Source organism: Nitrospirota bacterium, assembly GCA_016195565.1.
Taxonomy (GTDB): Bacteria; Nitrospirota; Thermodesulfovibrionia; order Thermodesulfovibrionales; family UBA1546; genus UBA1546.
In genome coordinates, this window is record JACPZK010000017.1 from 88,595 (window position 1) to 109,446 (window position 20,852).

The 20,852-nt window shown below is 44.0% G+C and carries 20 protein-coding genes; 5 read left to right on the top strand and 15 right to left on the bottom strand.

Annotated elements, in window-relative coordinates; all coding sequences use genetic code 11:
* Window positions 1-51 precede the first annotated feature (51 nt).
* The 6 genes from HY035_06070 to galU all read right to left on the bottom strand — a co-directional run bounded on the left by HY035_06070 (window position 52) and on the right by galU (window position 7,419).
* Window positions 52-894, bottom strand: a complete 843-nt coding sequence (locus HY035_06070) for a site-2 protease family protein (GenBank protein ID MBI3377949.1) — start codon at window positions 892-894, stop codon at window positions 52-54.
* Entirely contained in the window at window positions 891-2,447 is a 1,557-nt protein-coding gene (rimO, locus tag HY035_06075) for a 30S ribosomal protein S12 methylthiotransferase RimO (protein MBI3377950.1), read from the bottom strand. Before rimO ends, HY035_06070 begins: the two co-directional genes overlap by 4 nt.
* Window positions 2,437-2,874: a DUF2062 domain-containing protein gene (locus HY035_06080; protein ID MBI3377951.1), complete on the bottom strand. Its 438-nt coding sequence runs from the start codon at window positions 2,872-2,874 to the stop codon at window positions 2,437-2,439. The genes rimO and HY035_06080 overlap by 11 nt, the downstream gene beginning before the upstream one ends.
* Window positions 2,858-3,937: a thiamine-phosphate kinase gene (gene thiL / locus HY035_06085; GenBank protein MBI3377952.1), complete on the bottom strand. Its 1,080-nt coding sequence runs from the start codon at window positions 3,935-3,937 to the stop codon at window positions 2,858-2,860. Before thiL ends, HY035_06080 begins: the two co-directional genes overlap by 17 nt.
* Window positions 3,938-4,109: 172 nt before the next feature.
* Window positions 4,110-6,479 (bottom strand): endopeptidase La, encoded by a 2,370-nt coding sequence (gene lon / locus HY035_06090; GenBank protein MBI3377953.1) that lies wholly within the window; start codon window positions 6,477-6,479, stop codon window positions 4,110-4,112.
* A gap of 61 nt (window positions 6,480-6,540) precedes the next feature.
* Window positions 6,541-7,419 (bottom strand): UTP--glucose-1-phosphate uridylyltransferase GalU, encoded by an 879-nt coding sequence (galU, locus tag HY035_06095; GenBank protein MBI3377954.1) that lies wholly within the window; start codon window positions 7,417-7,419, stop codon window positions 6,541-6,543.
* A 220-nt stretch (window positions 7,420-7,639) separates the two neighbouring features.
* Here galU and fabG point away from each other — a divergent pair, with 220 nt between their 5' ends.
* The 3 genes from fabG to fabF all read left to right on the top strand — a co-directional run bounded on the left by fabG (window position 7,640) and on the right by fabF (window position 9,951).
* Window positions 7,640-8,380, top strand: a complete 741-nt coding sequence (fabG, locus tag HY035_06100; GenBank protein ID MBI3377955.1) for a 3-oxoacyl-[acyl-carrier-protein] reductase — start codon at window positions 7,640-7,642, stop codon at window positions 8,378-8,380.
* Between the two features lie 96 nt (window positions 8,381-8,476).
* Complete coding sequence (gene acpP, locus HY035_06105; protein MBI3377956.1) at window positions 8,477-8,707, top strand: acyl carrier protein; 231 nt, start codon at window positions 8,477-8,479, stop codon at window positions 8,705-8,707.
* Window positions 8,707-9,951 carry a beta-ketoacyl-ACP synthase II gene (gene fabF / locus HY035_06110; protein ID MBI3377957.1) on the top strand — a complete coding sequence of 415 codons (1,245 nt, stop codon included), beginning with the start codon at window positions 8,707-8,709 and terminating at the stop codon, window positions 9,949-9,951. Before acpP ends, fabF begins: the two co-directional genes overlap by 1 nt.
* A gap of 6 nt (window positions 9,952-9,957) precedes the next feature.
* Here fabF and HY035_06115 read toward each other — a convergent pair whose 3' ends face one another.
* The gene (locus HY035_06115) at window positions 9,958-10,872 is read right to left on the bottom strand and encodes a histone deacetylase (GenBank protein ID MBI3377958.1); all 915 of its coding nucleotides are present in this window, start codon (window positions 10,870-10,872) and stop codon (window positions 9,958-9,960) included.
* A gap of 325 nt (window positions 10,873-11,197) precedes the next feature.
* Between HY035_06115 and HY035_06120 the strand changes: the two genes are divergently transcribed.
* Both HY035_06120 and HY035_06125 read left to right on the top strand, forming a co-directional pair.
* Window positions 11,198-12,490, top strand: a complete 1,293-nt coding sequence (locus HY035_06120) for an IMP cyclohydrolase (GenBank protein ID MBI3377959.1) — start codon at window positions 11,198-11,200, stop codon at window positions 12,488-12,490.
* Between the two features lie 29 nt (window positions 12,491-12,519).
* On the top strand, window positions 12,520-13,002 hold the full coding sequence (locus HY035_06125) for a peptidylprolyl isomerase (protein ID MBI3377960.1): 483 nt from the start codon (window positions 12,520-12,522) through the stop codon (window positions 13,000-13,002).
* A gap of 148 nt (window positions 13,003-13,150) precedes the next feature.
* Here the strand turns inward: HY035_06125 and HY035_06130 are convergent, their stop codons facing one another.
* The 8 genes from HY035_06130 to HY035_06165 all read right to left on the bottom strand — a co-directional run bounded on the left by HY035_06130 (window position 13,151) and on the right by HY035_06165 (window position 20,849).
* Window positions 13,151-13,888 (bottom strand): substrate-binding domain-containing protein, encoded by a 738-nt coding sequence (locus tag HY035_06130; protein MBI3377961.1) that lies wholly within the window; start codon window positions 13,886-13,888, stop codon window positions 13,151-13,153.
* Window positions 13,889-14,174: 286 nt separating this feature from the next.
* Entirely contained in the window at window positions 14,175-14,354 is a 180-nt protein-coding gene (locus HY035_06135; protein MBI3377962.1) for a hypothetical protein, read from the bottom strand.
* A 70-nt stretch (window positions 14,355-14,424) separates the two neighbouring features.
* Window positions 14,425-14,724 (bottom strand): PilZ domain-containing protein, encoded by a 300-nt coding sequence (locus HY035_06140; protein ID MBI3377963.1) that lies wholly within the window; start codon window positions 14,722-14,724, stop codon window positions 14,425-14,427.
* A gap of 337 nt (window positions 14,725-15,061) precedes the next feature.
* The gene (locus tag HY035_06145; GenBank protein ID MBI3377964.1) at window positions 15,062-16,423 is read right to left on the bottom strand and encodes a sigma-54-dependent Fis family transcriptional regulator; all 1,362 of its coding nucleotides are present in this window, start codon (window positions 16,421-16,423) and stop codon (window positions 15,062-15,064) included.
* Between the two features lie 4 nt (window positions 16,424-16,427).
* Window positions 16,428-16,931: a hypothetical protein gene (locus tag HY035_06150; GenBank protein ID MBI3377965.1), complete on the bottom strand. Its 504-nt coding sequence runs from the start codon at window positions 16,929-16,931 to the stop codon at window positions 16,428-16,430.
* The gene (locus HY035_06155; GenBank protein ID MBI3377966.1) at window positions 16,874-18,322 is read right to left on the bottom strand and encodes a HAMP domain-containing histidine kinase; all 1,449 of its coding nucleotides are present in this window, start codon (window positions 18,320-18,322) and stop codon (window positions 16,874-16,876) included. Before HY035_06155 ends, HY035_06150 begins: the two co-directional genes overlap by 58 nt.
* A gap of 289 nt (window positions 18,323-18,611) precedes the next feature.
* On the bottom strand, window positions 18,612-20,375 hold the full coding sequence (locus HY035_06160; GenBank protein MBI3377967.1) for a formate--tetrahydrofolate ligase: 1,764 nt from the start codon (window positions 20,373-20,375) through the stop codon (window positions 18,612-18,614).
* Between the two features lie 18 nt (window positions 20,376-20,393).
* Entirely contained in the window at window positions 20,394-20,849 is a 456-nt protein-coding gene (locus tag HY035_06165) for a cyclic nucleotide-binding domain-containing protein (protein MBI3377968.1), read from the bottom strand.
* Window positions 20,850-20,852 lie beyond the last annotated feature (3 nt).

Here is a 20,852-nt window from a genome sequence, read left to right on the forward strand (position 1 = left end):
TTTGAAGTCACGAGGCAAGGTAAGCCGAAGCAGTGTTGGGCGCAAAAGGGTTTACGGCATTACCTTAAACGGCACAGGAATAAATGTCAGGATGAATATTATTGCCGTAATCCAGCTGATGAGCCTTCTTCTGCCGTCCAGAGGCGTTTCCCAGTACATAACAGGCGGATGCCTCAGACCCAGAATAAGCAGGAGCACGGCCCATATAATCCATCCCTCCCAGAATAAGAACCCAAGTATCAGCATGGAAAGGACCAATATCTTTGACATGTTCTCATGTTTTTCTCCCAACAGGGCATACGCAATGTGCCCTCCGTCAAGCTGGCCTACGGGTATCAGATTCAGCGCCGTGACAAAGAAACCTATCCACCCTGCAAATGCAATGGGGTGCAAAAGCACATCATACGATTCCGGCAGATCGCCCAGAATTAATCGCGAAAGCAGAGAGAAAAGCAGAGAGTCTCCGAGAGACAGGCCGCCTTCCAGCCCTTTTGCCACTATTATCCTGGACAGCGGAAGTCCTATGATGACTGCCATAAGCGAGACTATAAAGCCTGCGATAGGGCCTGATGCGCCAATGTCTATAAGCGCTTCTCTTGTAGTGATGGGAGATTTCATTTTTATAAATGCGCCGAGTGTTCCAATTAAGGTAGGCGCGGGAATGAAATAGGGCAGGGTTGCCTTCACATGATGCTTTCTTGAGGCAATATAATGCGATAACTCATGACAGAGAAGTATAAGCATAAGGGTAACTGAAAACGGCAGTCCGGCTGTTATTTTTGACGGAGTTTTAATTATGTCTTCTATTGTCTGTGTCTGGAGTGCGCCCACTGTAAGAGTGGAAAAAAATGTGGCGATAAAAAGAACTATGTGCAGCCACGGAATTTTTTTCATCTGGAACGACCTCTTTGTGTCATTGCGAGCCGAAGGCGTGGCAATCTTATCTCTTGAGATTGCTTCGTTGCTAATGCTCCTCGCAATGACTCTTTACTTATAATGATTCCTCTTAAGTCATAATCATAAACATCTGTAATCTCTACAGTCACAAAATCTCCGACTTTCAATTTTGAATTTTGAATTTTTAACTTTAAATTTTCAATAATCACCACTCCGTCTATCTCAGGCGCATGGGAATACAATCTTCCGATGGCTATCCCATTGTCAATCTCGTCAACTATAGCCTTAAATCTACTGCCTATTAATGCCTTGTTTTTCTTCAGCGATATATCTGCCTGATGCCTCATTATTGTATCAAACCTTCTGTTTTTTATTGCCTCTGTCAGATGTTCTTTGAGTTTTGCGGCAGGTGTGCCTTCTTCTTTTGAATATTTAAAGGCGCCAAGCCTGTCAAATTCTGCTTCCTCTATGAATTTTATAAGCGAATTGAATTCCTCCTCTGTCTCGGAGGGAAAACCCGCTATGAATGTTGTCCTTAACGCAATATCAGGTATGGTGTGCCTGATTTTTCTGATGAGGTTCAGGTATCCCTTTCTGCTGCCTCCTCTTTTCATGAGCTTGAGGATTCTGTCCTCAGAGTGCTGAAAAGGTATATCAAGGTACTTGCATATCTTTTCTTCTCCGGCAATAACCTTCAGGAGCGGGTCTTTTATTGACGCAGGATAGGCATAGAGCAGCCGTATCCAAAAATCACCTTTTATTGAGCAGAGGCCTTTAAGGAGAGCAGCAATGTCATATCCCTTGAGGCCTTTGCCGTAGGAAGCAGTGTCCTGTGCAATAAGAATAAGCTCTTTTATCCCTGCATTTATATATCCCTCTGCTTTTTTAAGGATTTCATCAGGCGTGATGCTTTTGTATTCTCCTCTGATTGAGGGGATAACACAGTATGTGCATTTCCTGCTGCAACCTTCCGCAATTTTGAGATAGGCGTAGCTGCTGAATGGGTGAATGGGTGAAGGGGTTAGATTAGTGTCAGTGTCAGTTTTCAGTGTCAGTTTTTTACCGACACTGACACTATTCACTGACACGCTAACACTTGGAACCTGTATTTTTTCGCAGTATTCAACTATCTTTTCCTCTTCTCCGACTCCGAATATAGCATCTATATCGGGAATCTCTTTTATCAGGTCGTTTTTATATCGCTTTGCAAGACATCCGAAGACAATCAGTTTTGGATGGTGTTCATGGGTTTGAGAGGGCAGGTTAGTATCAGTGTCAGGTTTCAGTGTCAGTTTTTTACCGACACTGTCACTATTCACTGTCACGCTAACATGAGTCCTTTTCTTTATTTCAGCAAGCTTTAGTATCTCTGCTATTGACTCTTTTTTTGCGTCTTGTATGAAACCGCATGTGTTTATAAGGAGAATGTCTGTATTTTCAGGATTATCAAGGTACGATAATCCGCTGTTGACGAGTCTCTCCGTAAGATTATCAGAGTCAACAAGGTTTTTCGGACACCCCAGGCTTACAAGAGAAAATTTATTTGCCATAGGAGTGCGCCTTTTTCACCGCATGGTAGATAATAAAATAACTGATAACAGCTGAGATGAAACCAATCAAAAGTGTGCCAAAGACAAAAGGTATGAGCAGAGGCTTTAGTTCATGCACAAAGCGGCTGAAGGTAATATGCGCCCAGTCTATTTTGGGCATCGCCTGTTTTATGCCGAGGCATTTTGCGCCGATATAAACGCTGAAAGTATAGATAGGGACGATAGTCCACGGGTTTGTGACGAACACACCTGTGATGGTGACAATCCTGTTCAGTCCGAAAATCCAGGCTGCTGCGATTCCGAGAATAGTATGAAAGCCCAGCAGGGGAGACATGCCTATGAAAACACCGGCGGCAAAGGCAATTGCCAGCCTGTGAGGAGAATCCTTGATGGTTAAGATGTCTCTGAGTCTATCTTTGAATTTCAAAGTGCCGGTATCCTGAAGGAGAGAACTTTTTCTCTCTGCCGTTTGTATCTATGATTTTTCTTCCTGATTTTACAATGTCTCCGATATAAGTTATTTTAACCTCCCCTAAGCCCCTCCTTAACAAGGAGGGGATGGGGGAGGTTGGAGATGTCGTGAAAAGCAGTTCATAGTCCTCTCCGACTGAGCAGGCAAGTTTCATGGCGTCCAGCCCAAGCAGAGAAGACGCAGTTCTCATCTTGCCGGAAACAGGGATGCGCTCCATGTATATCTTTGCGCCGGTTTTACTTTCGTCGCAGAGCCTTGAGAGGTCAATAAAAAGCCCGTCGCTTAAGTCAATCATCGCTGTTGCATATCTGGTAAAATTTTTTGGATTTCTTGCCTCAGGCATGAGATGCCTTCTAAGCAATGGCTTCGCCATGCTCCAGTTGAGAGTTAAGAGTTGAGAGTTAAGAGTTAAGAAAATATTTTTTATCGTTTCATTTTTCACTTTTAACTTTTCACTTTTAACTGTTTGTATTGATTTAGGCGTCAGTCTTTTAAGAATCTCAAGCCCGCATGCTGAATCACCGAGATTCCCTGTTACGTATATCCTGTCACCGGGTTTTGCGCCTGAGCGTCTTATATGCTTTTTCGCATCGCCTATGAGCGTTGCTGCAAGGACCAAATCTTTCCTTGAGGAAGAAATGTCTCCGCCTATGAGAGAGACTCCGTATAATTTCATTGCACAGCGTATGCCGTCAAAAAATCTGTCAACAAATGACTGCTCCGTGTTTTTGTTCAATGCAATATCAAGCAAAAGGTATTGAGGCCTTCCGCCCATGGCATATATGTCGCTCACATTCACGGAGACGAGTTTAAATCCGAGCTGATAGGGCGTTATAAGATTCAGGTCAAAGTGAATGCCTTCAACCATCATATCGGTGGTTGCCAATAAATTATTGCCCGACGGTTTTATTACTGCCGTGTCATCGCCTATGCCTACGATGACATCTCTTGATTTTACGGTAAATCTTCTGCGGATTGTTTTCAGAAGGGATAATTCGCCGATAGCAGAAAGTTTCATGACAGTTATTAGTGAATAGTATTTAATACAAATGCAATAAGTAAGGTGTCATTGCGAGGAGTGAAACGACGAAGCAATCTCATAGCTACAAGTGAGATTGCCACGCTCCCGTTGGTCGCTTGCAATGACAATGAAAAAGTATTTATTGAGTTTGTATTAGTTAAAAAACTGTTCACTTTTTCTTGTTGGTTTTCAGCGCTGCTTTAAGCACATCATCCATTGTATCGGCAAAGATGAATGTCAGGTCTTTTTTTACGTATTTCGGAATATCTTCAAGGTCTTTTTTATTTCTTTTCGGAATAACTATATGTTTTATGCCCATTCTCTTTGCCGCTAAAGCCTTCTCTTTGAGTCCGCCTATCGGAAGCACCCGGCCTCTCAATGTCACTTCGCCTGTCATTGCAAAATCCTTTCTTACAGGTTTTCCTGTGAGCGCTGATGCAATTGCAGTCGCCATTGTTATGCCTGCTGAAGGTCCGTCTTTGGGTGTTGCGCCTGCAGGGACATGTATGTGAATATCTGTTTTTGAGAAGACCTCATCCTTTATCCCAAGTGACTTAGCCTTTGAGCGGACATAGCTTAAAGCTGCCTGTGCAGACTCCTTCATAACGTCTCCGAGTTGTCCTGTCAGCGTGAGACTGCCCTTGCCCTTCATGGTAGTAGCCTCAACATAAATTATGTCGCCTCCCGACTCGGTCCAGGCAAGGCCGGTTGAAACGCCGACCTCGTCTTTTTCCATCTCTTCTTCGAGAAGGTATTTTGGGATGCCGAGAAATTTATGCAGATTTCTTGAAGTTATAAGAAAATTTTTCTGTTTCCCCTCCGCTATTTTCTTTGCAACTTTTCTGCAAAGATTGGCTATCTCCCTTTCAAGGTTTCTGACGCCCGCCTCTCTTGTATACTGAGATATTATTGTAAGAACTGCGGAGTCTGCTATCTTCAACACCTTGCCTGTTATCCCATGTTCTTCAAGCTGTTTCGGGATAAGATAATTTTTTGCAATGCCGAGCTTTTCCTCTGACGTATATCCCGAGAGATAGATTATCTCCATCCTGTCGCGCAGGGGGTTTGGTATTGTGTCAACAAGGTTCCCGGTTGTTATGAACATCACCCTTGAAAGGTCGAAGGGAACTGTAAGGTAATGGTCCACAAAGGTGTTGTTCTGTTCAGGGTCCAGCACCTCAAGAAGCGCTGATGACGGGTCTCCCCTGAAATCCATTCCAATCTTGTCTATCTCGTCAAGCATGAAAACAGGATTGTTGGTGCCTGCTGTTTTTATACCCTGTATCATCCTGCCGGGAAGCGCTCCTACATAGGTCCTTCTGTGCCCTCTGATTTCTGCTTCGTCTCTGACTCCTCCCAGAGACATGCGGACGAATTCCCTTCCGAGGGACCTTGCAATGGATTTTCCCAGTGATGTCTTTCCAACTCCCGGAGGGCCTATAAAACAGAGTATAGGGCCTTTCATCTTTTCTTTCCTCAGCTTTCTTACGCTGAGATATTCAAGTATCCGCTCTTTTACCTTCTCTAAGTCATAGTGGTCGTCATCAAGCACTTTTTTTGCTGCTTTTATATCAAGATTGTCTTTTGTCTGTTTGGACCACGGCAGTTCAACCATCCATTCAAGATAGGTCCTTACAGTTCCTGCCTCGGCGCTGTCAGGGTGCATCTTCTCAAGGCGCTTAAGCTGTTTCTCTGCCTCTTTCTGAACTTTTTCAGGCATCTTTACTTCCAAAATCTTTTTCTTGAATTCCTTTATCTCTTCTGAGCGCTCATCAATGTCTCCAAGCTCTTTCTGTATAGCCTTCAGTTGTTCCCTGAGGAAATATTCCCTCTGATTCTTGTCTATCTCACCCCTGACTTCTGTCTGAATCTTCTGCTGAACAGTGAGGAGTTCTATCTCTCTGTTCAGTATTTCACTGACTTTTTTCAGCCGCCGGGCAGGTTCGGTTATTTCAAGCACTTCCTGCGCCTGCTCTGTTTTTAATCCGATGTTTGAGGCTATGAGGTCGGCAAGTTTCCCGGGGTCTTCAAGATTTTCAATCACAATCATGATATCAGGGAGTATTGTTTTTCCGAGAGAGACTGTTTTATCTATCTGTTCCTTCACAGTTCTCATTATGGCCTCAGTCTCTATAGTTATTTCTTCGGGCTGAGTATCTGTTATTTTTTCTATGGTCGCAGTAAAGAACGGCTCTTCTTTGAGAAACTTCACTGCCTTTGCCTTGCTCAGCCCCTGCACAAGCACCTTGACTCTGCCGTCAGGGAGTTTGAGCATCCTCATTATGAGTCCTACAGTGCCTACATGGTAGAGGTCGGAAGGCGACGGATTCTCAGCATTAAGGTCTTTCTGAGCAATTAGCATTATCATCTTGTTTGTGCTTAATGAATGCTCTATCGCCTTTATGGACATTTCTCTTCCCACAAAAAGAGGGAGTATCATATAAGGAAAGACAACGATGTCCCTTATAGGAAGCACAGGAAGGCTTTGAGGAATCTCAATCTCTTTTTCTTTTTCTTCTTTTTCCGCTGCTTTTGCCATTCTTATCTCCTGAATACAGGGTGCGAATCCGTCCGGTTAATTTACCTGAATCCCTGACCCTTTATTTTTTAATCATTGCCGCTATATCAATCAGATATTCGGTGAACGGTTTCGAGACCTCCGGATTTTTCAGGGCAAAGTTTACCGTTGCCTTAAGATAACCTAACTTGTCTCCTGCGTCATACCGCCGGCCTTTGAAAATATAACCGTAAATGGGTTCCTTTTTAAGAAGTTTTTTGAGTCCGTCTGTCAGTTGTATCTCTCCGCCCCTGCCCGGAGGCAATTTCTCGAGTACGCCGAATATCTGCGGTGTGAGAATGTATCTGCCTATTATTGCAAGGTTGGACGGCGCCTTTTCTCTTGCGGGTTTTTCAACGAGGTCGCTGATTTTATATACCCCGCTGCCGCAAGGGTTCCCCTTTATTACGCCGTATTTATGTATCTCAGTCATTGGAACTTCTTCAAGCGCGAGTATCGGACAGCCAAGTTTTTCATACAGCCCCAGCATATCTCTCAGCAATGTTTCTTCCGGAGCGATTACATCGTCGCTTAACAGCACCGCAAATGGCTCATCCTTTACAAACGGCCTTGCGCAGAGAATTGCATGCCCGAGGCCGAGCGCCGCTTTCTGCCTTATGTATGCGAAGTTCAAATGGTTGAGCTTTGTTATTTCGTTGAGAAGCTTTTTCTTTTTCATCTGCCTGAGATTTTCTTCAAGTTCGTATGCCGAGTCAAAATGGTCTTCGATAGCGCGCTTATATTTGCCTGTGATTATTATGAACTCCTCAATGTTGCATGCGATGGCTTCTTCTACCGCATACTGTATCATCGGCTTATCAACAATCGGGAGCATCTCCTTGGGCGATGCCTTTGTAGCAGGCAGAAACCTTGTGCCAAGCCCGCCTGCAGGGAATATAGCCTTCCTTATTTGTTTACGCATTTTTTTCTTCATAAAAATTAGACTACTGTGATAAGATAGTGCATTGCAATTTTAAATTATAACATATATCACACTTGTTTTTTCTGTTTTTGTGAGATAAGATTCATCGGTAAATTTTATTCTGCTTTTTTGTCTTTAATCGGAAATTTTTCTGAGAGGACTGGAAAATAAATAGAACTCTCTGTTAAAATTATAGCCGATTTTTTGATTGGAGGAATTGATGGATTTTAAAGGACAGGTGGCTGTTATCACAGGCGGCGCACGCGGGATTGGAAAGACAATAGCCGAGGCGCTTGCAAGAAAAGGCGTCAATATCGTTATTGCCGATATCAGCAGCGAGCAGGCGCAGGGGACAGCGGCTGAGATAGAAAAGCTGGGTGTTAAGGCAACCGGAGTCGGGCTTGATGTCTCAAAGTCAGAAGAAGTGGCTAAAGTATTCGGAGAGATAGCAAAAGACTATGGTAAAATAGACATTCTTGTAAATAATGCAGGCGTAACAAGAGACGGGCTTATAATGAGGATGAAGGAAGAAGACTGGGATGCCGTGATTAATATTAACCTGAAGAGCGTGTTCCTCTGTTCTAAGGAGGCGGTTAAAGTAATGGCAAAACAGAGATACGGCAGGATTATAAATATATCGTCAGTGGTTGCTTTTATGGGGAATCCGGGACAGGCAAATTACAGCGCATCAAAAGCGGGAATAGTCGGACTGACAAAGACTACCGCAAAAGAATATGCGAGCAGGGGGATTACCGCAAATGCAGTTGCGCCGGGCTTTATAACAACTGCCATGACCGAGGCCCTGCCTGAAAACGTTAAGGAGGATATGAAGAGGGCGATTCCGCTTGGAAGGTTCGGCGCTACAGATGATGTTGCAAATGCCGTTGTCTTTCTCGCATCGCCGGAAGCGGGTTATATAACAGGACAGGTGATACATGTTAACGGCGGGATGTATATGTAACACAAATTAAGAGTTAAAAGTTAGAAGTTGAAAGTTGTGAATTTTTAACTCCTAACTCTTAACTTATAACTTGAACTAAACTTGGAGGTGTTTTAAATGGTAGAAGAAAAGGTAAAAGAGATTATATCAAAACAGCTTGGCGTCAATGCTTCAGAGGTGACGCCGGAAGCATCCTTTGTTGAAGACCTGGGCGCAGACTCGCTGGATACGGTTGAGCTCGTAATGGCATTTGAAGAGTCATTCAACATAGAGATACCCGACGAGGATGCTGAAAAGATAACAAAGGTCAAGGACGCTATAGCGTATATCAACAGTAAAAAAGCTTAATGGAAAAAAGAAGAGTTGTTGTAACGGGTGTAGGCCTTATCACGCCTGTAGGGATTGGAGTCGAAGAAAGCTGGAAAGGGCTTATTGAAGGCAGGTCGGGTATAAAAAAACTGACCCGGTTTGACGCTTCTGCTTTTGCAACTCAGATAGCAGGCGAGGTGGAGGGGTTTAACCCTGAGGACTATATAGAGCCTAAAGAAATAAAGAAGATGGACCGTTTTATCCATCTTGCCATTGCAGCTTCGGATATGGCTGTAAAGGATTCGGGGTTAAAGATAACGGACAGCAATGCCGAAAGTGTCGGTGTGATAATCGGCTCAGGCATGGGCGGACTGCCGGCAATTGAACATTACCATTCTGTTCTCCTTGAAAAAGGCCCCAGAAGGATAACTCCTTTCTTTATCCCTATGCTAATAATAAACCTTGCAGGCGGCCATGTGTCCATGAAATATGGCGCCAAGGGCCCAATTTCTGCAGTTGCAACCGCATGCGCTACCGGCAGCCATTCAATAGGCGACGCATTCAAGATAATTCAGAGAGGAGACGCAGATGCAATGATTGCAGGCGGCGCTGAATCTGTTATAACGCCGATGGGAATCGGCGGGTTCAATGCAATGAAGGCGCTTTCTATACAAAACGATGAACCTGAAAAGGCAAGCAGGCCGTTTGACGCAGACAGGGATGGTTTTGTTATGGGAGAAGGCGTTGGCATAATGGTGCTTGAGAGCCTCGAACACTCACGCTCAAGGGGCGCCAGAATATATGCCGAGATTGCCGGATACGGGATGACAGCAGACGCTTACCATATGACGTCTCCTGCTCCTGAGGGAGAAGGCGCTGCACGGTGCATGGCTATAGCTTTAAAAGACGGAGGAGTTGCCGCTTCAGAAGTTGACTATATAAATGCACACGGGACATCCACAAAATACGGGGATGAACTTGAGAGTATCGCTATAAAGACAGTATTTAAAGGCCATGCATATAAGCTTGCAGTGAGTTCAACAAAATCCATGACAGGGCATCTGCTCGGCGCGGCAGGAGGCGTTGAGGCTGTTGTATGTGTTTTATGCATGAGAGATAATATTGTTCCTCCGACAATAAACCTTGATAATCCCGACCCGCAGTGCGACCTTGATTATGTTCCTCATAAAGCACGGAAGATGGATGTTAACTGCGTTATGTCCAATTCATTCGGTTTTGGCGGAACAAACGCCTGTCTGGTTTTCAAGAGACTTAAAGAGTAATTCGGACTATGCCAGCATCTCTTTGATTGTTAGTAAAACCGACTTGCCGAGCGCCTGCAAATCATAACCTCCTTCAAGCGCAAAGATAACAGGAACCTCTGCGCATGACAATATGCTGTTCACAAGGCCTCTTATTCCTTCGTCAGAAACCCTTATGCCTGACAAGGGGTCTTCGGCGCGGATGTCATAACCGGCGGACACAATGATAATATCCGGCGTGAACCTTCTTACAAGATCAGGAAGCATGTCCTGATATATATGGAGATAGTCTTTATTGCCGGAGCCGGAATTCAGAGGTACATTATAAGTGTATCCTTCGCCTTTGCCTTTTCCTCTTTCAGAGCCGCTGCCTGTTCCGGGATAGTGAGGATACTCATGGGTGCTGAAATAAAACACTGTATCATCTTCCTCAAATATATGCTGCGTGCCGTTTCCGTGATGGACGTCAAAATCTATGATGAATATTTTTTTGTATCCTCTTTTCTGCGCATACCGCGCTCCAACTGCGACATTATTGAATATGCAGAAGCCCATGGCCCTGCCTGCCTCTGCGTGATGTCCCGGAGGCCGAACAGCACAGAAGGCCCTCTCAATTTCTCCTTTTTTGCATCTGTCTATTGCCTCTATCACAGCGCCTGCCGCATACAGCGCAGCTTCAAGGCTGTTCACTGATATGTATGTGTCAGGGTCGGCATAGCCGGTTCTCATCCCCTTAAGCCTTTCAATATAATCGTGCAGATGAACAGCCTCTATATCCTTGAACTCAGCCTTGCGGGGTTTTATGTGTATGAGTTTATCCCAAATCGCCGAGGATTTGAGCGCATCCATAATTGCGATTAATCTCTCTTTGCACTCGGGATGCCACTGCGGAGTTTCATGCGCAAGGAATATATCGTCATAGATTAATCCAACCTTTTTCATATCATAAATAATAACAGAATTCAAAAACTTTTCCGCTCAAAACTGTTCCTGTTGTCTTTACATGAGGAATACAGGAGGCTGTATCTGTTTTTCGGCAATATTAAACTACCTTTGTAAAAGTGAAGATGTTAGTACCATATATTAAGGTTTTTGCAAATTCCCGTGCGGGGCTATCCGCTACATTTCATTACGACTTCAGCCCCTATTCTGATTGACCCGTGAATCTTGCTTCAATCCAGACACAGCCTCTTGATGAATTTTCATAATCTTTTATTTATATTTTTGTTATTATATTTACATCTATTTTTAATCCCGAGGAGGCACTATGTCTGAACTAAAAAAGATGTACCGCACTATTATGGATGACAATTTCCCGGATGATATGACAATAAAATTAGGGAATCAGACACTCGTTTATAAAAAGCGTGCATGGAAGATTCCGGATGCAAGAACAGGCGAGGTTATAGAGAAGGGGTTGCGCTACGGCGAAAACCCTGACCAGCAGGCTGCCATTTATGAACTGGTAAACGGAAATCTTGTCTTCGCTGGATGCGAGTATATCAATGCCGGAAACGGGCTTGTAAGCAGTATCACAGAAAAGGACATGATACAGGCAGGAAAACATCCGGGTAAAACTAACATGACAGACCTTGATAATGGCTTAAACATACTAAAATATCTCACAAATAAACCTGCTGCTGTTATCTTGAAGCATAATAACCCATGCGGCGCAGCGCATGGGACAGACATTGCTGATGCATATGACAGGGCTAATATGGCAGACAGGATTGCCGCATTCGGTGGATGCCTTGTTGTAAACAGGCCGATGGATAAAAAAACAGCAGAAGCTGTTAACGAAAATTACCTTGAGGTTGTTGCAGCGCCTGATTTTGAAGAAGGCACTGTTGATATTCTCGCAAAAAGGAAGAATCTCAGGATTATAAGAGTCAAAAAAATCAATGAGCTTGAAAAATACAGGAACTTCCGTTTTGTTGATTTCAAGTCGTTGATTGACGGCGGTTTGATAGTCCAGCAGTCACAGTTAAGCAGGATAAAGTCAAAAGCTGATTTTCTTCCCGCAAAGACTGTATACAAGAACAAAGAATATGCCACAGAAAGGATGCCGACTGATAAAGAATATGAAGACATGATTTTCGGCTGGAGCGTTGAGATGGGCATTACATCGAACTCTGTCATCTATGTTAAAAACGGAGAGACAGTAGGTATCGGCACAGGAGAGCAGGACAGGGTGGGCGTTGCGGAGATTGCGGTATTCAAGGCATATACAAAATATGCGGATGCATTATGTTTTAAGAACTATGGAATCCCTTACAAGACCCTTGAGATGGAAGTTGCGCGAGGAGAGCGTGATGCAGGCCTGCTTCAGGAGATTGATGAAGAGACGAGGAAGAATAAAGGAGGGCTTATTGGCGCTGTGATGGTATCCGATGCGTTCTTCCCGTTCAGGGACGGAATTGAAGTAGGAATAAAGCAGGGAGTTACAGCAGTTGTCCAGCCCGGAGGCTCGGAGCGTGATTTTGAGGTTATTGAGGCGTGTAACGAAGCGAATCCAAAAGTGGCGATGGTATTTACAGGACAGAGGGTATTCAAGCATTAATATAAAATCACAAAAAAGGAGATTATAAAATGGCAGAGACAAAGGCAGTAATAGAGACTAAATTCGGGAATATTGAGTTAAAGTTTTTCCCTGATGTTGCTCCCAATCACGTTAATAATTTTACAGGGCTTGCAAAAAAAGGATTTTACGACGGCACGATATTCCACCGTGTTATTCCGGGTTTTATGATACAGGGAGGAGATCCAAATTCTAAAAGTCCTGACAAGTCAAAACATGGAATGGGAGGCCCCGGATATACGATTAAAGCTGAATTCAATAACATGCCGCATAAGAGAGGAACTCTCTCTGCTGCTCGGTCTGCAAATCCGGACAGTGCGGGCTCCCAGTTTTTCATCTGCGTTGCTGATGCGCCTTTCCTTGACAGGCAGTACACGGTATTTGGAGAGGTGGCCTCAGGCATGGATGCAGTGGACAGGATAGTGAACCAGCCAAGGGACGCACACGACAATCCTGATGAGAGGATTGAGATGAAGGTGAAAGTTGTGGAATAGAGATTTTTCAGCTTTTGAATTTTTGAACTATCGCGCTATGTGGGGCGGTGAGAGGGTAGTGGAAATATGAGACTCCACATCCCATATTTCCACTACCCCCCTCCCGGATTAAACCCCGACTTTGGATACAGGCAGGCTCATTCTTTATTTACTGCTTTATGTATCTCTGTCCTTCACCTTTAATGTAGTCAACGAGTTTAAGGGTATTTGGTGAGGGGTTACCTTTTGTAATCATAATTATCGGCCTTGATATTTCGGGTGTCTCGGGAGACTTAACGGTATCATCAACTATACCTGATGGGCCGATCCCGATTGCTCCCGGATTTGATGTTACTTTTTGCTTGATATCATCGGCTGTAGTGGCCTCAAGGATGTTTCCCTTTGGTGGATTGCCATCAAGGATGCGCTTTTCAAATAGACTGTTAGTTCCATGAATAAGTTTCCCCCAGACAACAGTAATGGGCATATCCTTTCCGCCGGCATCCTTCCAGTTTGTTATCTTTCCTGAAAAGATTCCCTTTAGCTGCTCCTGCGAGAGTTTTGAAACGGGGTTATTTTTATGGTGAATTACAACAATCATGTCCTTCCCGATTGTAATCTGCTGAAGTGATGCCATATCCTTCACTTTTGCTCCATCCTTCTCCATCAGGTCCATCCAGTCTTGGAGTGTGAGGCCTGCTGCTGCTGCATCTGTCAGGCCTCTATCGAGGTCAATCAACGCATTCTTAGGCCCTGATGGTATAATGGTGAGTTTTATTCCGGTCGCCTTTTCGAATGGCTCCTTCACAGGCTTTAAAATATTCTCTACCGGTGCAGCCCCTGCGCCGATCTTTATCTCACTTCCAAGAGCATAAGTCCCAAGAACCATAATCATAATCATAACCATAACAACAGGAATTAAGCTGAATTTTAGCTTACTTACAAATTGACCAGGTATTAACATCTCATTTGCCTCCTTTGTTTTCAAAAAGTTAGAAAGTCAGGATTTATTTTTTCCTCAATCTTATTGACTTATTAAGGTGGACACCGTACCGGAACAAGCAAGTGGAAATATTCCCTCGAGGCCTTGATACAAAGGGGAGGTGGGGATATAAGCCCTGAATTTCCCTTTATACTTATATCCCTGTAAAATGGGAGGGAAGGCGCTAAGAAATTTATGTCTTTATGTTCTCTCATCTTGCATTGCTGAGAATAGACCTTTGGAATTCATAATTGATGAGTTTCTCAGCTATGTAGAGCTTGCAGTGTTCATAGGGGTTGTTAGAATGGCAGAGACTTTTATCGGCACACTCGATATACCATGGTTCAATACCCACGACATCGCATACACCACCTCGCATCTTTTGGCACATATAATTCCTCCTTTCAGTTTGAAACTTAATAAGTTGTTTACGATGTTCTATAGGTTAAACAAACTTTTCTTCATGCCAAAAACCTTAATCCCCCTCTGAGGTTCTCATCAGCGGGCTTGGACCACATTACCTCAGCATAAGCAGGCAACCTCGTTTCAACGTTATTAATCGGAAGATAGAGCTTTAAAATATCACCCTTCCTCAAGTCATAGTCTGTGGCGAGGCCTATACCCTCCGCGCTTATATCTACTCCAAGTCCATTTTGCTGAATATCCATAGATTGGCTGGTTTTTGTCGCGCATATTTCAAAGCTGACTGGTCTGTTAAAGCTTTGTCTCCCACTAGACCTTTTTTCTGATTTGTGTTCCATACCCCTCCCTTGGTATTAATGTTAAGCTAAGCTGCTTTTTCTTTATTAGCAAGAGGCATACCAAAAGAAATAGTATCCTTTAAGTACTTGATTTTAAATTAGAATATTGTGATAGGCGTCTTAACCTTAAAGGGGCTTTTGTATGGATTTTCATGCAGTAGAGATTATGAGAATTGAATAAAAGATAGTCCTTTAGCAAGAAATTTTAAGGATAATCCATATGTATGGATTATCCTACATCTCAAAAACATTCTTTACTTTTACGTATCAAAAGAACTGAATTATCTCATTTGAATGCTTATGAAAAGAACCTTATTAGCAATCCTGTATCTCATTTTCAAGTCTTCTTAAAGTTCTCAGGTTTGATGTCGTGTTTCTTAAAGAGGTTATAAAAATCAGCCCGATATTTTCCTGCCAGTGTTGCTGCTCTACTGACATTGCCTCTTGTAAGTTCAAGGAGGCGAAGGAGATATTCCCTTTCGAAGGCATCCCTTGCCTCCTTAAGGGGCTTTAATGGTTCCTGGACAATACCCTTTGTATGAAGGATCAGGTCATCGGTGATAACATCCTGCTGTGTCATGGCAACTGCATACTCGATGGTATTCTCCAGCTCCCGCACATTCCCTGGCCAGTCATAAAGCATGAGTTTCTGCATTGCCATAGGTGTCAGGCCCTTTATCTCCTTTTTCATCTGCCGGCTGAATATTTTTAAGAAATGGTCTACTAAAAGTGGGATATCTTCTTTTCTTTCTCTGAGAGAAGGCAGATAAATGGGAATGACATGAATCCTGTAAAAGAGATCCTCTCGGAAAGAACCATTTTTGACCTCAGCCTCCAGGTCTTTATTTGTGGCTACGATGACCCTCACATCTATGTCTACTGGTTTTTGGCTCCCAACAGGATAGAACTGTCGCTCCTGAAGCACCCTTAATAGTTTAGCCTGAGTCAGAAGGGGCATATCACCAATTTCATCCAAGAATATTGTGCCTCCAGCAGCATGGGCAAATAAACCCTTTGAATTTCGTATAGCGCCGGTAAAGGCCCCCTTCTCATAACCGAAGAGTTCGCTTTCGAGAAGTGTTTCAGGGATAGCAGCACAGTTTATAGCAACAAAGTGTTTGCCCTTCCTTTCGCTGGCAAGGTGGATGGCCATGGTAATGAGCTCCTTACCTGTGCCGCTTTCTCCATAGATATAAACAGTGGAGTCAGTGTTTGCAATGCGGGATATCTGCTCCAATACCCTCTGCATTCTTTGGCTTTTGGCCACGATGTTTTCAAAATCATATCTCTCCTGCAGAAGCCCTTCAAGCCTTTTGACTTCAGAGGTTAGCCTGCGATTCTCCATGGCCCTTGCGACCTGTAGAAGAAGTTCTTGGGGACTAAAGGGTTTGGTGAGATAGTCAAAGGCCCCCTTTTTCATTGCCTCTACAGCGCTCTCAATACTTCCATGGGCAGTGAGTATGATGACAGGCATATCAGGGTTTATTAAATGTAACTCCTCCATCAATGATATACCGTCCCTGTGAACAAGCCTGAGGTCAATAATAGAAAGGTCAAAGGCCTCTTTTTTAACCTCCTCTATCGCCTCATTTTCATTAAGTGCGGTGGCTACATCATAGTTTGCCGATTCAAGCCTCATCCTTATCAGTTCTAAGAGGTTACTATCATCATCCGCTACTAATATCTTTTTTGAAGACATGACTTTAAAGCCCTTTCTTTTTTTCTTCTATCTCGATATCCACCTGCTGTGATTTCTGGATAGCCTTATTTAGTTCTCTGATAGTTTTATTTAATTCCTCATTCCCTTTGCTTAATTTCTCGTTCTCCTGTAGTATCCCTATCCAGATTTTGGCCTGCTCAACCAGAGGGCTCTGGGGATAGTCTTTAATCAGCCTTCTAAGGAAATTAAGAGAATTTTTATAGTCCTTTTTTGGATATTCAGAATGGGCATGAATAAGCCCCATGTTAAAAAGGGCCTCATCTCCAGGAGGGTTGTTATTAGAGAGAGATAAAGCCTTCCGGTTTTCTTTCAGAGAACCCTCGTAATCTCCCTGGACAAGGAGTTTTTGACTCCTAATAATAGATTCGCGCGCTTCTCTCCCATTTTCAATCTCCTTCAATGTAGCGCAACCAAGAAAGGATAGAAGTATCAGGCCGGTAATACAAAGATGAAAGTACTTCCATGTCTTAATTCGCTTTCTACCCAAACCTTACCTCCATGGGCTTTTATGATATGTTTAACAATGGCCAGCCCTAGGCCTGTTCCCTTGATTTTATTATAACTTGTGATCATTGCCTGCTTAAATTTATCAAAGATTATGTTTAAATCCTCTCTTGGGACACCATGTCCAGTATCCGCCACAGAGACCTCCATGCCTTGCTCAACAGGTCTTGCAGATACCTTAACATGACCACCGTTGGGTGTAAATTTTATAGCATTCCCTATCAAATTCCGAAGTACCTGAAGTATCCTTTCACTGTCCATTTTGACAGTTGGTAATTCCTGCGTGATGTCCACTTTAAGACTTATATTTTTAGCCACCGCCAAGGGTTCTATTTCAGTAACAGCCCTATTTATCAGAGGCCTAATATCTGAGTCAGTAAAGTTGAATATCGCCATTCCAGCCTCCATCTTCGAAATATCCAGCAGGGAATTAACCAGGTCAATCACACGATTACTTTCTTCAGTGATGATTGTCAAAAGTCTTTTTTGTTTATCCGTAACCTCTCCTCCGATACCATCCCATAAGAGATTGCTCCCTTCCTTGATGGAGGCAAGGGGGGTACGCAGTTCATGGGCCATCAATGAGAAAAAATCCGACTTCATCTTATCCATCTCTTTAAGTTTATTGCACATAAGATTAAAGGCCTGTGCTAAATCTCGTATTTCGGGTGGAAAGGAAAGGCTTAAGTTACCCTCAAAATCCCCTCTTGCAATCTCTCCGGTCTTTTTCTTCATAAAAGAAAGTGGTCTGGTGATACTTCTTGTAATAAAGATAGAGATTATGATTCCAAAAAGGAGAGTGCTTACAGTCATCATCATGGCCACTCTATGCGCCCTGGCTCCGGTCTCTCCCAGTCCTTTTATCTTTTCATAGGTATCTTGTTCGGTGTAGACCTTCAATCTCCTCAACTCTTCTATTATTCCATCCACAATCCTTTCTTTCTCTCCTCTATACGAATTTTGAGGATAGTTTTTATCGGCCCTGACAAACCCTATTTCCTCATCAAAAAGAGATTTATAGTGTTGATGATAATCCTTTATCTTAAGCAATATATCTTTTTTATGGGCGGTGTCTGCTATGTATATTGCCTCATTAAGATATTGACTGAAATCCCTTTCAGCGAGCAGAAACTGGCTGTAAAGCGCAGCATCTTTTATAATAATATATTTCCTCTCGTGCCTCACCTGTGACAGAAGAGAGTCTGTGAGCTTCTTTTCGTAGTCTCTCATTTTATTATCAGCGTCCAGCGTATAACGGGTAACCTGCTCAAATTGTTGTAACTGTAAAATGGTATATGCATTCACCGCCATAGCAGGAACAAATATGGCGAGATACACACTAATCAGCCGGGAAAATATACTCAACCTTCTCATGTTGTTATTATCCCTCCCTCAAGAAATTAGGCCATGTCCCTTTGAGTTGTTGAAGTAGGAAGCGGCCCCGGTTAAACTTAAATAACCAAATCATGAGACTTCTCTGATTCACAGCAAAATTTCCCCTCAATATTAAAAGCTTTCAGCAATAATTGCAATAGAGGAAGGGGTCGGCTTACAACTATCAGCCATAAACAGCAAAAATGGGGCTCAGGCCTTGAAGTGCGAAAGTGAATTTTAAAAAGCCTCCGGAAATTCCGGAGGCTTTTTAAGTTTAATTTTTAATCTCTTAGAACAATCCGCTGACCTTTCCGGTGTTCACATCCACATCAATCCTTCTGTATGCAGGGTCGGAACTTGTGCCGGGCATGAGGCTGATAGTGCCTGCGCAGGGGCAGAGGAATTTGGCGCCGGAGTAAATCAATATATCTCTGATGGGCAGCGTCCACCCTTTAGGAACTCCCTTGAGGGCAGGGTCGTGTGTAAGGCTCAAGTGGGTCTTGACCATCATGGTGGCGAAGTCCGCGTACTTGGGATCGTCTTCCAGCATCTTCGCCTTGGCTTCAGCTTCAGGCAGCCATGAGACGCCGTCAGCGCCGTATACTTCTTTGGCGATGGTTGCTACGCGGTCGCGCAGCTTCATTTCTATAGGATACAGATATTTGAAGTCATTTTTTTGGTTGCAGGCGTCAATGACCGCATCGGCAAGTTCCAAAGCTCCCTCACCGCCCTTTAGCCAATGCTGGGATTCAGCGCAGCGGGCACCTGCTGCTTCAGCGGCTTTTTTGACAACAGCCACTTCAGCATTCGTGTCAGTATAAAAACGGTTGACGCAGACCACAGGGTTTATGCCGGACTTGCGGATAACATTAATCATGTGTATCATGTTGGCGCAGCCTTTTTCTACCAGCGCTATATTTTCCTTTGTGTATTCTTCAGGCAGGGGCTTGCCGGCCACTACCTTGGGACCGCCGCCGTGCATCTTCAGGGCGCGGACCGTAGTGGTAAGCACGGATACGTGGGGTTTCAGCCCGCTGAAGCGGCACTTGACGTTCCAGAATTTTTCAAAACCGATGTCTGCCGCAAAACCGGATTCGGTCACATGGTAGTCGAACAATTTCAGTCCGACCCTGTCTGCTATGATTGAGGACTGGCCTACGGCAATGTTGGCAAAAGGCCCGGCATGTACAAAGCAGGGGTTGTATTCAGCCGTGCACATGAGGGTTGGATTGATTGTATTGCGCATGAAGGCTGCCATGGCATTGCCGACTTCAAGATCGCCTGTGGTAACAGGTTTGCCGCTCTTATCAAAAGCAACTGTGATATTGTTCAGGCGCTGTTTCAGGTCAGCGAGGTCATTGGCTACTGAAAGAATTGCCATGCACTCTGAGCCTACTGCGATACCGAACTTTGACTGCATCATAAAACCGTCCTGCCTGCCGCCGAGGCCGATGATTATATTGCGGAGGCTCTGGGCGCAAAAGTCCATTATCCATCCCATCTCCACGCGGGTAGGGTCTATGCCGAGCCGCCTCATCCTGGTGAGACGCTTCAACTGCTCATCGTTATAATTACGCTCGTGCTGCATACGGGATGTCATTGCTACCATGGCCAGGTTGTGGGCGTTCATGATGTCGTTGATGTCACCTGTGAGTCCCAATGAAAACTCGGTCATGGGAATCAGCAAAGAGTTGCCGCCGCCGGCAGCAGTGCCTTTTACGTTCATTGTGGGGCCGCCGGAAGGCTGACGCAGCGCTCCTCCAACGTTCACGCCGCGCTTGCCAAGTCCCTCCATCAAGCCGCACGATGTTGTGCTTTTGCCTTCGCCCAGAGGGGTCGGCGTGATGGCCGTTACCTCGATGTACTTGCCATCGGGCTTGTCTTTGAGACGATTGATGACCTTAAGAAAGTCAATTTTGGAGAGGCGTCCCATGGGGAGCATCTCGTCTTTTTGCAGACCGAGTTTCTCACGCCACTCTTCAGGTGAGGGCATATTTTTTTCAGCTTCTTCTGAAATCTGCCAGTCAGCTAACTTCGTTGCATCAAAGGCCATTTTCAAAATCCTCCTTATTTAGTAATTTATCAATGCATTTAAGAATTTCTCGTTCATGCGCCTGAGGTTTTTGCTCAGGACCAATACAAGTTTCTTAAGTATCTGGGAAGCCAGAACAACATCTTCTTTTTCCAGTTTCTCGAATTCATCTTTGGGAAGCTTTAACAGTTCTGCGCTTTCAATGGCAATTGCATTAGCTTCATGCCGGCGATGCTCAATAATCGAAAGCTCTCCAAAAAAATGTCCCGGAGTCAGAACCGCAAGTGTCTGTTTCCAGCCGTCAGGCGTTACCTTGTTTATCTCAATCTTCCCTGAACGAATCATATAAATGCCTTTTGTGTCCTCGCCTTCCTTAAAAAGAAACTCTCCTTTTTTTAATGAGACTTCTTTTATGACTTTTGTTAACTTTTCAAGTTCGGCAGTGCCAATGTCTTCAAATAGAATCTGTTTTTTAAGTTCGCTGATGCTTGTCATAAT

Bases quoted from the DNA above. Each gene is read 5' to 3' on its own strand.
- HY035_06140 (MBI3377963.1), bottom strand. From the start codon at position 14,724: ATGGAACACAAATCAGAAAAAAGGTCTAGTGGGAGACAAAGCTTTAAC.
- HY035_06160 (MBI3377967.1), bottom strand. From the start codon at position 20,375: ATGGCCTTTGATGCAACGAAGTTAGCTGACTGGCAGATTTCAGAAGAA.
- galU (MBI3377954.1), bottom strand. From the start codon at position 7,419: ATGCGTAAACAAATAAGGAAGGCTATATTCCCTGCAGGCGGGCTTGGC.
- HY035_06165 (MBI3377968.1), bottom strand. From the start codon at position 20,849: ATGACAAGCATCAGCGAACTTAAAAAACAGATTCTATTTGAAGACATT.
- HY035_06125 (MBI3377960.1), top strand. From the start codon at position 12,520: ATGGCAGAGACAAAGGCAGTAATAGAGACTAAATTCGGGAATATTGAG.
- HY035_06070 (MBI3377949.1), bottom strand. From the start codon at position 894: ATGAAAAAAATTCCGTGGCTGCACATAGTTCTTTTTATCGCCACATTT.
- fabF (MBI3377957.1), top strand. From the start codon at position 8,707: ATGGAAAAAAGAAGAGTTGTTGTAACGGGTGTAGGCCTTATCACGCCT.
- HY035_06145 (MBI3377964.1), bottom strand. From the start codon at position 16,423: ATGTCTTCAAAAAAGATATTAGTAGCGGATGATGATAGTAACCTCTTA.
- fabG (MBI3377955.1), top strand. From the start codon at position 7,640: ATGGATTTTAAAGGACAGGTGGCTGTTATCACAGGCGGCGCACGCGGG.
- HY035_06130 (MBI3377961.1), bottom strand. From the start codon at position 13,888: ATGGTTATGATTATGATTATGGTTCTTGGGACTTATGCTCTTGGAAGT.
- HY035_06120 (MBI3377959.1), top strand. From the start codon at position 11,198: ATGTCTGAACTAAAAAAGATGTACCGCACTATTATGGATGACAATTTC.
- acpP (MBI3377956.1), top strand. From the start codon at position 8,477: ATGGTAGAAGAAAAGGTAAAAGAGATTATATCAAAACAGCTTGGCGTC.
- HY035_06115 (MBI3377958.1), bottom strand. From the start codon at position 10,872: ATGAAAAAGGTTGGATTAATCTATGACGATATATTCCTTGCGCATGAA.
- HY035_06135 (MBI3377962.1), bottom strand. From the start codon at position 14,354: ATGTGCCAAAAGATGCGAGGTGGTGTATGCGATGTCGTGGGTATTGAA.
- thiL (MBI3377952.1), bottom strand. From the start codon at position 3,937: ATGAAACTTTCTGCTATCGGCGAATTATCCCTTCTGAAAACAATCCGC.
- HY035_06155 (MBI3377966.1), bottom strand. From the start codon at position 18,322: ATGAGAAGGTTGAGTATATTTTCCCGGCTGATTAGTGTGTATCTCGCC.
- lon (MBI3377953.1), bottom strand. From the start codon at position 6,479: ATGGCAAAAGCAGCGGAAAAAGAAGAAAAAGAAAAAGAGATTGAGATT.
- rimO (MBI3377950.1), bottom strand. From the start codon at position 2,447: ATGGCAAATAAATTTTCTCTTGTAAGCCTGGGGTGTCCGAAAAACCTT.